Source organism: Streptomyces sp. NPDC101178 (assembly GCF_044767965.1).
Classification (GTDB): Bacteria; Actinomycetota; Actinomycetes; order Streptomycetales; family Streptomycetaceae; genus Streptomyces.
This window is the reverse complement of record NZ_JBIWOZ010000015.1, coordinates 134387-145473: the sequence shown is the minus strand read 5'-3', so window position 1 is coordinate 145473 and position 11087 is coordinate 134387. Positions and strand designations below refer to the sequence as shown.

Sequence of the window (11087 nt, the reverse complement as noted above, 5' to 3'; positions counted from 1 at the left end):
TCCAACGTCAGGTCATCGGCGAAATGCCGGTCACCGGTCGCGTCGGGCACATACTTCACACAGACAACGATCCTCAAGCTCACGCCGGCTCTCCTACTGCATCGTCATTTCTGGGCTGCCTTGTTGCACGCAGCATAGGCGCCTTACGGGGCCGTTTCCGGTCGGGCCGACCGGGGCCCCAAGCGATATTACTCGCCAGTACACCCAGTCTTTTACCCCTGGGCAAGCGGTCCGCACTGTGACCTTGCCTACGGCGGAAACGGTCCCGCGCCAGGCCCCCGCTCGCCCGCCCTCAGTCTCGCAGAGCCGTGAACCGCCCCTGGTGGTAGACCAGCGGCCGCCCGGCCCCCGACGGGTCGCCCGCCACGGCCTCGGCGATCACGATGCGGTGGTCGCCCGCCGGGACGCGGGCCACGACCCGGCAGACCAGCCAGGCGGAGACACCGGACAGCAGCGGAACACCCTCGGGGCCACTGCTCCACTCGGTGGACGGGCCGAAGCGATCGGCGCCACTGCGGGCGAAGGTGGCGGCCAGCTCCTGCTGGTGCTCACCGAGTATGTGGACGCCGACGTGCTCCGCCTCGGCCAGCACCGGCCAGCTGGAGGAGGAGGTCCCGATGCCGAAGGAGACCAGCGGCGGCTCGGCCGCGACGGAGTTGAGCGAGGTGGCGGTGAACCCGGCCGGCCGCTCCCCGGCGGCGGTGATCACCGCGACGCCGGCGGCGTGGCGACGGAAGACGGAGCGCAGGAGCTCGGGCGATGCCGTGCGGGAGGGGGCGAGTTCGGGAGAGGCCGTCATGGAGGTGTCCTTCTGCGAGGAGGGCGTACGGGGCCGTGGTTGCTCAGGCACCCGGACAGCGCGCACTCGCGTGGCGTACGAGGTCCACATGGACCCGGCCGTAGAGAAGGAGTTCTGGCGGCATAGCGTCAGACTGACGATGCGTGGTGGGTGCAGTCAAGGGCGTTCCGGAATGTGGGAGATGCGTCACGGTCCGTCATATGGCCCGTCCCAGCGCCGCGACGACATCGGCGGTGCGGGGCTGGCCCGACGCGCGGCGGACCACCGCGCCCGTACCGTCGAGCACGAGGACGGTCGGTGTCTTCGTGATGTCGAGCTGCCGTACGAGCGTGAGATGCGCCTCGGCGTCGATCTCGATGTGTGCGACGCCTTCGACCATGGCGGCCACCTCGCCGAGCGTGCGGCGGGTGGCCCGGCACGGCTGGCAGAAGGCGGTGGAGAACTGGACGAGCGTCGCCCGTTCCCCCAGTTCCGCACCGAGTTGGGCCGCGTCGAGCCGCTGCGCGGATGTTCCGCCGTCCACTGTCGCCTCCTGGTCCAGAGTCCTTCGCAGAGAGTCAGCACCGGTTGGCCGCAGGACATTCCCGCAGCTCGGAGGCGAGGCGCACGTGACGAGAATCTCGCCGTCCGGGCCCACCGGGACTGGTCACGGGCCCGCGCATGGGGCACCATCGCCACAATGCCGAATACCTACGGCTGCGTAACTTCCGCCGGGAGAACCCTCCCCAGGCACTGAAGAAGGGTCTTCCCCAGATGGCAGAACTCGTCTATCGACCGGTCGTCGGCGCCGCTCGCACCATGTTCAAGGCGCTCGACCTGAAGATCGACACTCAGGGTTCGGAGCACATCCCGAAGACCGGCGGTGCGGTGCTGGTCAGCAACCACATCAGCTACCTCGACTTCATCTTCACCGGCCTGGGCGCTCTGCCGCAGAAGCGGCTCGTCCGCTTCATGGCGAAGGAGTCGGTCTTCCGGCACAAGGTCTCCGGTCCGCTGATGCGCGGGATGAAGCACATTCCGGTCGACCGGAACCAGGGTGAGCACGCGTACGCGCACGCGCTGGAGTCGCTGCGCTCCGGTGAGATCGTCGGCGTCTTCCCCGAGGCCACCATCTCGCAGTCGTTCACGCTGAAGAGCTTCAAGTCGGGTGCCGCACGCCTCGCCCAGGAGGCCGGGGTCCCGCTGATCCCGATGGCGCTGTGGGGCACGCAGCGGATCTGGACCAAGGGCCGGCCGCGCAACTTCAAGCGCAGCCACATCCCGATCACCATCCGGGTCGGCGAGCCCGTGGAGGCGCCCGCCGATCAGTACGCGGGGGCGATCACGCGGCGGCTGCGGGATCGCGTGCAGGAGCTGCTGGAGGCCGCCCAGCGGGCGTACCCGGTGCGCCCGAAGGACGCGAGTGACACGTGGTGGGTGCCGGCACACCTCGGCGGTACGGCCCCGACCCCGGCCCAGGTACGCGAGCTCGGCTGACCGGCTCCCCTACCGAGCACCCCTGAGCCCTCCGGCGCGCACCGCCGGGGGGCTCAGAGCTGGGTGGGGAGGTTCCGCCACAGCTCGGTACGGTCCCGGGCGTTCCGCAAGGCGTGGAGGACCTCGGCGGGCGGCGTGGCGTGGAGCTCCGGGTAGTCGACCTCGCCGAGCTCCTCGCGTACCGGCCAGGCCAGCCGCTCGGCGTCGAGGGAGAACTGCGCGTCGACGCCCGGTTTGTTGCCCCGGGGGTCCACCCGGGCCCAGCGGTCGTGGCCGGGGAGCCGGAGCGCCACCAGGCCGTGCACGCCCGGGTTCGTCCCGTCGTCGTCGGTGAGCCGCTGGTAGCAGAGCCCGGCCGGGATGGAGCGGGCCCGGAGCAGCGCGGTGAGCGCGATGGACTTGGCGTAGCAGATGCCATTGCGGGTGGCGAGGACGTCGGAGGCGCGCCAGGTGACGCGGAGATCGCCGGAGTCGGCGGAGTGCGGGATGGTGTCGCGTACGTACGCGAAGGCGGTACGGGCGTATGTGTATGCGTCGTCGGCCTCACGGGCCAGGTCTGCCGCCGCCTTCCTCACGACCGGATGGTCGTGGTCGATGGCCTCGTCGGCGGCCAGATAGGCGGAGGTGTCCGGGGAGCGCTGGATCAGTTCCATGGTGCCGGAGCGTACGAAGCGGCCGACCGGAGATCAATTGAATTCCGGTCAGCCGCATACTCATGCACAGTGCGAGGGGCGTACTACCGCGCCATCTCTTCCTTCAGCGCCTGGAGGAAGGCGTCGACGTCGTCCTCGCGGGTGTCGAAGGAGCACATCCAGCGCACGTCACCTGCGGTCTCGTCCCAGAAGTAGAAGCGGAAGCGCTTCTGCAGCCGCTCGCTGACGGCGTGCGGCAGCCGGGCGAAGACGGCGTTGGCCTGGACCGGGTGGAGGATCTCCACGCCGTCGATGGCGCGGACGCCTTCGGCGAGCCGCTGGGCCATGGCGTTGGCGTGCCGGGCGTTGCGGAGCCACAGGTCCTTGGCGAGCAGCGCCTCCAGTTGGACCGAGACGAAGCGCATCTTGGAGGCGAGCTGCATGGAGAGCTTGCGCAGGTGCTTCATCGCCCGGACCGCGTCGGGGTTGAGCACGACGACGGCCTCGCCGAACAGGGCGCCGTTCTTCGTACCGCCGAAGGAGAGCACGTCGACGCCGACCGTGTTGGTGAACGTCCGCATGGGGACGTTCAGAAAGGCGGCGGCGTTGGCTATCCGGGCCCCGTCGAGGTGCACCTTCATGCCGCGCTCGTGGGCGTGGTCGCAGATGGCGCGGATCTCGTCGGGGGTGTAGACGGTGCCGAGCTCGGTGTTCTGGGTGATCGAGACGACCTGCGGCATGGCCCGGTGCTCATCGTCCCAGCCGTACGCCTCGCGGTCGATCAGCTCAGGAGTGAGCTTGCCGTCCGGCGTGGGGACGGTGAGGAGCTTGAGGCCGCCCACCCGCTCGGGCGCGCCGCCCTCGTCCACGTTGATGTGCGCGGACTCGGCGCAGATGACCGCGCCCCAGCGGTCGGTGAGCGCCTGGAGGGCCACCACGTTGGCGCCGGTGCCGTTGAAGACCGGGAAGGCCTCGGCGGTGGGGCCGAAGTGGCTGTGCATGACGCGCTGGAGGTGGCCGGTGTAGTCGTCCTCGCCGTAGGCGACCTGGTGGCCCCCGTTGGCGAGGGCGATGGCCGCGAGGACCTCGGGGTGCGCGCCGGCGTAGTTGTCGCTGGCGAACCCGCGCACCTGCGGGTCGTGGTGGCGGCGCGCGTCGGTCCTCACGTTTGCGGGGTCAGCCACAGGCGCTTTCCGTTCACTTCGGGGGCGGGCTTGTCCCAGACGCCGGCGATGGCCTCGGCCAGCTCCGTGACGTCGGTGAAGCCCGCGAACTTCGCATTCGGGCGCTCGGCGCGCATGGCGTCGTTCACCAGTGCCTTGACCACCAGGATCGCAGCAGCGGCGGCGGGCCCGTCCTCGCCCCCCGCCTTGCGGAAGGCGTCCCCGAGCGCGAGGGTCCAGGCCTCGGCCGCGGCCTTGGAGGCGGAGTAGGCGGCGTTGCCCGCGGTGGGCTTGCCGGCGCCGGCGGCGCTGATCAGCAGGTAGCGGCCCCTGTCGCTGCGCTGGAGGGGTTCCTGGAAGGCGAGCGAGGTGGACTGGACCGTGCGGATCAGCAGCTTCTCCAGCGTGTCCCAGTCCGCGAGACTGGTCTCCTGGAAACTGGGACTGCCGCGCCAGCCGCCGACGAGGTGGACCAGGCCGTCGATCCGGCCGAACTCGGCCTCGGTCCGCTTGGCCCAGTCCCGGGCCGCGTCGAGGTCGAAGAGGTCGACGGTCTCGCCGGTGACGGTCGCGCCGCCGTGGGCGTACCGGGCGGCGTCCACCGCCTCCGCGAGCCGCTCCGGGTTGGCGTCGCAGCCGACGACGGTCGCACCGGCCTCCGCGAGCCGCAGCAGCGTCGCGCGGCCCGCGGGTCCCGCCGCTCCGGCGACCGCGATCACAGCACCTTCGAGCACACCTGTCCCCTCGCCCTTGCCTGTTCCGTTCATGGCCACCGTCTCCTCGGGAGATGCGTTCACGCGGCTGCCTGCTCGGCGCTCGCGGCGGTAATGCCCTTGGCGGAGGCAATCACGTGCTTCAGCTTCTTGGCGAGCGCCTCATAGAACATGCTCAGGGGAAACTCGTCCGGAAGCACGTCGTCGACGAGCTTGCGAGGGGGCTGAGTGAGGTCCAGGGCGTCGGGACCCTTGGCCCAGGTGGATCCGGGGTGCGGAGCGAGGTAGGTGGAGACCAGGTCGTAGGCGGCGAACCAGTGGACCAGCTTCGGCCGGTCGATGCCGTCGCGGTAGAGCTTCTCGATCTCGGCGCAGAGCTGGTTGGTGACCTGCGGGGCGCGCTCCCAGTCGATCTTCAGCGTGTTGTCGGTCCAGCGGACGACGTCGTGCTTGTGCAGGTAGGCGAAGAGCAGCTGGCCGCCGAGGCCGTCGTAGTTGCGGACGCGGTCGCCGGTGACCGGGAATCGGAACATCCGGTCGAAGAGGACGGCGTACTGCACGTCCCGGCCGTGCGCGTTGCCCTCGGCCTCCAGCTTCACGGCCTCCTTGAAGGCGGTGAGGTCGCAGCGCAGCTCCTCCAGGCCGTACATCCAGAACGGCTGGCGCTGCTTGATCATGAACGGGTCGAACGGCAGGTCGCCGTGGCTGTGGGTGCGGTCGTGGACCATGTCCCACAGGACGAACGCCTGCTCGCACCGGGTCTGGTCGCCGATCATCTCGCGGATGTCCTCGGGCAGCTCCAGGCCGAGCAGCTCGACGGAGGCCTCGGTGACGCGGCGGAAGCGGGCGGCCTCGCGGTCGCAGAAGATGCCGCCCCAGCTGAAGCGTTCGGGGGCCTCGCGCACGGCGATGGTCTCCGGGAAGAGGACCGCGGAGTTGGTGTCGTAACCGGCGGTGAAGTCCTCGAAGGTGATCCCGCAGAAGAGCGGGTTGTCGTACCGCGTGGCTTCCAGGTCGGCGAGCCACCCGGGCCAGACCATCTTCAGCACGACCGCTTCGAAGTTGCGGTCCGGGTTGCCGTTCTGCGTGTACATCGGGAAGACGATCAGGTGCTGGAGGCCGTCGATCCGGTTCCGCGCGGGCTGGAAGGCGAGCAGCGAGTCCAGGAAGTCCGGTACGCGGAAGCCGTCGGCGGCCCAGCGGCGCAGGTCGGTGACGAGCGCGCGGTGGTAGGCGGCGTCGTGCGGCAGCAGCGGGGAGAGCTCCTCCACCGCGCCGATCACCCGTTCGACGACGCGCTCGACGGTCGCGGGCGACGGGGCGCCCTCGGCCTCGAAGTCGATGGAACCGTCCTGGGACTGCCAGGGGCGGATCTCCTCGACGGCATCCCTGAGCGCGGGCCACGCCGGGTGCTCGACCACCCTGGGGGCAGCAGCTATCGCGCCTTCGGCGGCATCGTGCACAAGAATTTCCGTCATAACACTTCCTCCACGGGAGAACCTCGCGTGGAGCCACCGTAGCCGCGCAGGCTCACTTCACACAAGTGAAGACCTGAAAATTATCCTGTTGAACCCCCACAGTCACCGCTGTTTTTCCTGTCGCAAGCCGGGTAGGCGCACAGTTCCATCCGTCCTTGCCCCGTCCGGCCGACGCGGCTCGCGCGGCGGCAGACATCCGAGGCCCCGGCCGCTACCCTCACCCGTGCCGTCATGCCGTAACTCCCTGCGGGCAGGAGCAGTTGGCGGGCAGCCGCCGACGGAAACGAGGTCGCCTTGTCATTTCTCACCCTGGGTCATCGCGGTGTGATGGGCGTCGAGCCCGAGAACACCCTGCGCTCCTTCGCCCGCGCCGAGCAGGCGGGGATGGACGCCATCGAGCTGGACCTCCACCTCAGCAAGGACGGCGCGCTCGCCGTGATGCACGACGCGGACGTGGACCGTACGACCGACGGGACCGGGCCGATCGCCGGCAAGACCCTGGCGGAGCTGCGGGAGCTGGACGCCGGGCAGGGTGAGCGCATCCCGGTCTTCGAGGAGGTCCTGGACGCGGTGAAGGCGCCGCTCCAAGCCGAGATCAAGGACGCGGCGGCGGCCCGGGCGCTGGCGGAGGTTCTGCTGGCCCGGGATCTGGTGGGGCGGGTGGAGGTCTCCTCGTTCCACGACGAGGCCGTCACCGAGATCGCCCGGCTGGTGCCGGGGGTACGGACGGTCCTGATCGCCAGCCGCTGGAGCGGGGACATCGTGGAGCGGGCGAGGGCGGCGGGCGCGGCGACGCTCGCGCTGAACATCCGCCGGCTCACGCTGGAGGTCGTGGAGCAGGCGCACGCGGAGAACGTCAAGGTGCTCGGCTGGGTGGTGAACACCCAGGACCATCTGCGGCTGGCCCGGGCGCTGAACCTGGACGGCGCGACCACGGACTTCCCCGAGATCCGCCGCACGGGCCGCTTCACCGCCTGAGATCCGGCCCCGGAGGGCTTCCTAGAGAGCCTCGATGTTCTTCACCAGGAGCTCGAACGCCAGATCGTCGCGCTGCGGGACGCCGAAGCGCTCGTCGCCGTACGGGAACGGCGTGAGCTGTCCCGTACGCCGGTAGCCGCGCCGCTCGTACCAGGCGATCAGCTCCTCGCGCAGCGAGATCACCGTCATATGCATCTCGCGGACACCCCAGCTCTCCTGGGCCGTCCGCTCGGCCTCGGCGATGATCACCTTGCCGAGGCCGCCGCCCTGGGCACCGGGGCGGACCGCGAACATCCCGAAGTACGCCGCCTCACCGCGATGTTCGAGCTGGCAGCAGGCGATCAGCTCGCCGTCGCGCTCGACCGCCAGCAGCCGGCCCGCCGGAGCGTCGATGACCGCGCGCACGCCTTCCTCGTCGGTCCGCTGCCCTTCCAGGAGATCGGCCTCCGTGGTCCAGCCGGTGCGGCTGGAGTCGCCGCGGTAGGCGGACTCGATGAGCGCCACCAGCGCCGGGGCGTCCGCCGCGGTCGCGTCGCGGAAGGTCAGGCGGGCCGAGCCGGCGGGCGTGGCGGTGTCCATGGGGGAACGCTCCGTTCTCTGCTGCGTGGCTGCTTCTCTGCTGCTCCGCGTGTGCTGTGCACAACGTGCGGGTCGAGAGTAACGCGACCCGGAGCGCCCCTTCCGGGCCCCGGCGCACCCCCTTCACGCCCCCGCGCGCCGGGTTCGGCGGCCCGGGGCCGGGCATCGACTACTGCGGTGTCGTACGTCACGCGCAGCGGTGTCGTACATCGCGCCGTACGTCAGAGGGGGAGGTTCGCCGTGCACGGAGGGGCCCTGGCCGGCTGGCTGCTGATGGCGTTGTGCGCGGTGAGCGGCGCCTACTGCCTGCTGCGCACCCGTACCGGCACCCCGCAGGAGCGCCGGACCGCGCGGGCCGAGGCCCTGATGGGCTTCGGCATGGCGGCGATGGCGCTGCCGGCCGCGGTGCTGACGCTCCCTGAGTGGTCCTGGGCGGTGTACGGAGCGGTGTTCGGCGCCGCCGCGCTGCGGGCGCTCTGGGCGGCCCGGCGCGGCGCCCACCACCTGCACCACCTGGTCGGGTCGCTGGCGATGGTCTACATGGCGGTGACGATGGCTCCGGGGGCGGCGGGCGCGGGCGGGCACGCCGGGCACGGGTCGGCGGCCGGAGGAGCCGGGGGCTTTCCGTTGCTGACCGGGGTGCTCCTCGTCTACTACGCGCTGTACGTGCTGCGCTCCGCCGGGCACCTCATACCGGCGGGGACGGGCGTCGCGAGCTTCGCGGGCGGCAGCGCGGAAGGCCTCGTACGCGGCGGTGGAGGCGGTGTCGTGAGCGGCGCGGCGGGCGGCGGGGCCGAGCTGACGATGGCCTGCCGGCTCACGATGGGCATCGCCATGTTCGCCATGCTTCTCACCCTGTGAGACAGATCGCGAGACAGAGGGCCTGCGAACCGTGGTCTACGTCACTTGCCGGGCGCAGCCGTACCGGTGAGTCGCCCGCCCCTCATAGGCTGGCTCCATGCTGGTCTCCCTCGCGCTGCTGCTGCTCGGTGCACTGACCGCTCTGGTGACCCCTCGCCTGATGGCCCGGGCCCGGTGGCCGGAGCGGGAGCCGGTGGTGGCGCTGTGGGTGTGGCAGTGCGTGGTGGCCGGGGTACTCATGTCGTTCGCGCTCTCCATGACGTTCAGCGCGGCCGCCGCCTGGCAGGCGGTGCGCGGCCATGTCTTCGCGCCCGCTCCGCACGCCGTGGTCGAGGCGTACGCACTGGCCGCGTACGGGCCCTGGTCGGCGGTGATCGCGGTGCTGCTGGCGCTGGGAGGCCTGTGGAGCGGCGCGATGCTGCTGCGGGAGATCCGGCGCGCGCGTCGGCGCCGCAAGCAGCGCCGGGCGGAGCTGCTGGTCCGTTCTCCGCTGATGCCGGGCGAGGAACCCGGCGCCGATCGTCTCGTGGTGCTGGAGGGTGAGCGCCCGGATGCCTGGTGGCTGCCCGGCGCGGCGCCTCAACTGGTCATCACCACCGCCGCTCTCGGCCGGCTGAAGGGCCGTCAGCTGGACGCCGTGCTCGCCCACGAGCAGGGCCACGCGCAGGCCCGGCACGACTGGCTGCTGCACTGCTCGTCGGCGCTGGCCATCGGCTTCCCGCAGATCCCGGTGTTCGCCGCGTTCCGGGACGAGATGCACCGGCTGGTGGAGCTGGCCGCCGACGACGTGGCCTCGCGCCGCTTCGGCCGGCTGACGACCGCGCTGGCCCTGGTCGGGCTCAACGAGGACCGCGGCGTCTTCGGCCCCTGCCCCACCCCGGACGCCCAAGTCCCCCTCCGGGTCAACCGGTTGCTGACCCCGGTCGACCGCCTGACGGCAGGCCGCCGGCTCCGCCTGACGGCAGCGGCGGCGCTGGTCCCGGTGGTCCCGGTGGTGGTGGCGTTCGTACCGGGGCTCCGCGCTCTGGGTTAGGGCGTGTGCGGCCCTGATCCACCGGACACGCCCTGGCCACGGGGCCGCGGTCCGGCGCCCGGAGACGGCCGCACGGGCCGGGAACTCCGTACTCCGGGCCGGCCGCACCGAGAAGAACTCGCCGCTCGATGTTGGCCACACGGTACGGGTGTCCGCGAGTATCGGGCCATGCGCTCCCCTCGCACCCCCCTCCCCTCGCCCGCCCCCCTGATCGCCGGAGGCGCGGGCATCGCCCTGTTCCTCGTGGTGCTCGTCCTCGTCGCGGCGCAGTGGCCGCCTCTGATGGCTCTGGACCGTACGGTCGCCGATTCCCTGCACCGGCACGCGGTGGCCGAGCCGGGGCTGGTCCACGTCAACCGGGTCCTGACGGACTGGTTCTGGGACCCGTGGACGATGCGGTTGCTGGTCGCGGTGGCCGTAGTCGCCCTGTGGTGGCGCGGCGCACGGCTCCTCGCCCTGTGGGTGGCCGCCGCCAGTCTGCTCGGCTCCCTCCTCTCGCAGGGGGTGAAGGCCGCCGTGGGCCGTGAGCGCCCCCGCTGGCCGGACCCGGTGGACAGCGCCCACTTCGCGGCCTTCCCCTCCGGGCACGCCATGACGGCCGCGGTGAGCTGCGGGCTGCTCCTGTGGCTGCTGCGGCTGTATGGAGCGGGTCCGGCGCTCTGGGGCGGTGCGGTGGCCGTGGCGGTGGTCTCGGTGATCGGCGTGGCGGTGACCCGGGTGTATCTCGGGGTGCACTGGCTGACCGATGTGGTGGGCGGGGTGCTGCTGGGCCTGGCGGTGGTGGCGTTCACCGTCGCCGGCTACGCCCGGAGCGTGTCCCGCCGGGCGCCGGAGCCCGGAGTGTGACCGATATCCCGTCCCGAACCCCCGCTGTGTGAGGGATATCCCGTCCCACAAGGGGTCGGATCATCGGATCGGGGCCGTAGCCTTGTATCCATGTCCCCGATGTCGTCGTCGTCCGTCTCCACGCGCTCCGCCACAGAGGTCAACGCGGACATCCGCGGCCTGTGGCAGCGCTCGGGCGGCTACCTGTCCCCGCAGGACGAGGCCGAGTACCAGCGCCTGCTCGTGGAGTGGGCCGCCGCGACCGGCGGCAACGCCCGTACCCCTGCCTGAGCCGAGGACCCACCGTCCCGGCCGGGCCCGGAAGCCGGTACCAGGCAAAAGCGCCTGACTCCGGCGATCCCCCGCGTCGCCGGATCCAGGCGCGGCATACAGCATGTCCCGGCCCGGCTCATCGGTCAATGAATATTCTCCGGCGCACACGTGCACACATACGCACCCGCACGACACGCGCACGGGCGACGCGCGAGGGCCGGCGTCCGCCGGGCGGAAGGTACCGCCCGGCGGACGCCGGCCCTCGGAGCGCGGGACG

General features: G+C 71.4%; 13 protein-coding genes and 1 pseudogene. 6 read left to right on the top strand and 8 right to left on the bottom strand.

What is annotated here, in order from left to right:
* From ACIRR8_RS31455 to ACIRR8_RS31445, 3 genes and pseudogenes are all read right to left on the bottom strand, one after another.
* A pseudogene (locus ACIRR8_RS31455) lies at nt 1–83 on the bottom strand (electron transfer flavoprotein subunit beta); the annotation flags it as partial.
* A gap of 209 nt (nt 84–292) precedes the next feature.
* Complete coding sequence (locus ACIRR8_RS31450) at nt 293–799, bottom strand: flavin reductase family protein (protein WP_404071228.1); 507 nt, start codon at nt 797–799, stop codon at nt 293–295.
* Nucleotides 800–995: 196 nt separating this feature from the next.
* Complete coding sequence (locus tag ACIRR8_RS31445) at nt 996–1322, bottom strand: TlpA family protein disulfide reductase (protein WP_404071226.1); 327 nt, start codon at nt 1320–1322, stop codon at nt 996–998.
* Between the two features lie 230 nt (nt 1323–1552).
* On the opposite strand from ACIRR8_RS31445, the gene ACIRR8_RS31440 reads away from it, so the two are divergent.
* Nucleotides 1553–2275 carry a lysophospholipid acyltransferase family protein gene (locus ACIRR8_RS31440; protein WP_404071224.1) on the top strand — a complete coding sequence of 241 codons (723 nt, stop codon included), beginning with the start codon at nt 1553–1555 and terminating at the stop codon, nt 2273–2275.
* Nucleotides 2276–2328: 53 nt separating this feature from the next.
* Here the strand turns inward: ACIRR8_RS31440 and ACIRR8_RS31435 are convergent, their stop codons facing one another.
* The 4 genes from ACIRR8_RS31435 to ACIRR8_RS31420 form a co-directional block, all read right to left on the bottom strand.
* The gene (locus ACIRR8_RS31435; RefSeq protein WP_404071222.1) at nt 2329–2928 is read right to left on the bottom strand and encodes a transglutaminase family protein; all 600 of its coding nucleotides are present in this window, start codon (nt 2926–2928) and stop codon (nt 2329–2331) included.
* An 83-nt stretch (nt 2929–3011) separates the two neighbouring features.
* Nucleotides 3012–4073 (bottom strand): threonine aldolase family protein, encoded by a 1062-nt coding sequence (locus ACIRR8_RS31430; RefSeq protein ID WP_404071244.1) that lies wholly within the window; start codon nt 4071–4073, stop codon nt 3012–3014.
* On the bottom strand, nt 4070–4837 hold the full coding sequence (locus tag ACIRR8_RS31425) for an SDR family NAD(P)-dependent oxidoreductase (protein ID WP_404071220.1): 768 nt from the start codon (nt 4835–4837) through the stop codon (nt 4070–4072). Before ACIRR8_RS31425 ends, ACIRR8_RS31430 begins: the two co-directional genes overlap by 4 nt.
* 26 nt (nt 4838–4863) lie before the next feature.
* Nucleotides 4864–6261, bottom strand: a complete 1398-nt coding sequence (locus ACIRR8_RS31420) for a DUF6421 family protein (protein WP_404071218.1) — start codon at nt 6259–6261, stop codon at nt 4864–4866.
* 327 nt (nt 6262–6588) lie between these two features.
* Between ACIRR8_RS31420 and ACIRR8_RS31415 the strand changes: the two genes are divergently transcribed.
* On the top strand, nt 6589–7239 hold the full coding sequence (locus ACIRR8_RS31415; RefSeq protein ID WP_404071242.1) for a glycerophosphodiester phosphodiesterase: 651 nt from the start codon (nt 6589–6591) through the stop codon (nt 7237–7239).
* Between the two features lie 21 nt (nt 7240–7260).
* Here ACIRR8_RS31415 and ACIRR8_RS31410 read toward each other — a convergent pair whose 3' ends face one another.
* Complete coding sequence (locus tag ACIRR8_RS31410) at nt 7261–7818, bottom strand: GNAT family N-acetyltransferase (protein ID WP_404071216.1); 558 nt, start codon at nt 7816–7818, stop codon at nt 7261–7263.
* Nucleotides 7819–8058: 240 nt separating this feature from the next.
* Between ACIRR8_RS31410 and ACIRR8_RS31405 the strand changes: the two genes are divergently transcribed.
* The 4 genes from ACIRR8_RS31405 (at nt 8059) to ACIRR8_RS31390 (ending at nt 10828) form a co-directional block, all read left to right on the top strand.
* The gene (locus ACIRR8_RS31405; protein ID WP_404071215.1) at nt 8059–8679 is read left to right on the top strand and encodes a DUF5134 domain-containing protein; all 621 of its coding nucleotides are present in this window, start codon (nt 8059–8061) and stop codon (nt 8677–8679) included.
* A gap of 97 nt (nt 8680–8776) precedes the next feature.
* Nucleotides 8777–9712, top strand: coding sequence for a M56 family metallopeptidase (locus tag ACIRR8_RS31400; RefSeq protein ID WP_404071214.1), 936 nt, complete (start codon nt 8777–8779; stop codon nt 9710–9712).
* 168 nt (nt 9713–9880) lie between these two features.
* Nucleotides 9881–10558: a phosphatase PAP2 family protein gene (locus ACIRR8_RS31395; RefSeq protein WP_404071212.1), complete on the top strand. Its 678-nt coding sequence runs from the start codon at nt 9881–9883 to the stop codon at nt 10556–10558.
* Nucleotides 10559–10648: 90 nt separating this feature from the next.
* Nucleotides 10649–10828, top strand: coding sequence for a hypothetical protein (locus ACIRR8_RS31390; protein ID WP_404071246.1), 180 nt, complete (start codon nt 10649–10651; stop codon nt 10826–10828).
* Nucleotides 10829–11087 lie beyond the last annotated feature (259 nt).

What these genes read in the sequence shown, in the direction of transcription:
- ACIRR8_RS31395 (WP_404071212.1), top strand. Translation starts at nt 9,881, where the DNA reads ATGCGCTCCCCTCGCACCCCCCTCCCCTCGCCCGCCCCCCTGATCGCC.
- ACIRR8_RS31425 (WP_404071220.1), bottom strand. Translation starts at nt 4,837, where the DNA reads ATGAACGGAACAGGCAAGGGCGAGGGGACAGGTGTGCTCGAAGGTGCT.
- ACIRR8_RS31435 (WP_404071222.1), bottom strand. Translation starts at nt 2,928, where the DNA reads ATGGAACTGATCCAGCGCTCCCCGGACACCTCCGCCTATCTGGCCGCC.
- ACIRR8_RS31450 (WP_404071228.1), bottom strand. Translation starts at nt 799, where the DNA reads ATGACGGCCTCTCCCGAACTCGCCCCCTCCCGCACGGCATCGCCCGAG.
- ACIRR8_RS31420 (WP_404071218.1), bottom strand. Translation starts at nt 6,261, where the DNA reads ATGACGGAAATTCTTGTGCACGATGCCGCCGAAGGCGCGATAGCTGCT.
- ACIRR8_RS31415 (WP_404071242.1), top strand. Translation starts at nt 6,589, where the DNA reads ATGGGCGTCGAGCCCGAGAACACCCTGCGCTCCTTCGCCCGCGCCGAG.
- ACIRR8_RS31440 (WP_404071224.1), top strand. Translation starts at nt 1,553, where the DNA reads ATGGCAGAACTCGTCTATCGACCGGTCGTCGGCGCCGCTCGCACCATG.
- ACIRR8_RS31410 (WP_404071216.1), bottom strand. Translation starts at nt 7,818, where the DNA reads ATGGACACCGCCACGCCCGCCGGCTCGGCCCGCCTGACCTTCCGCGAC.
- ACIRR8_RS31400 (WP_404071214.1), top strand. Translation starts at nt 8,777, where the DNA reads ATGCTGGTCTCCCTCGCGCTGCTGCTGCTCGGTGCACTGACCGCTCTG.
- ACIRR8_RS31390 (WP_404071246.1), top strand. Translation starts at nt 10,649, where the DNA reads ATGTCCCCGATGTCGTCGTCGTCCGTCTCCACGCGCTCCGCCACAGAG.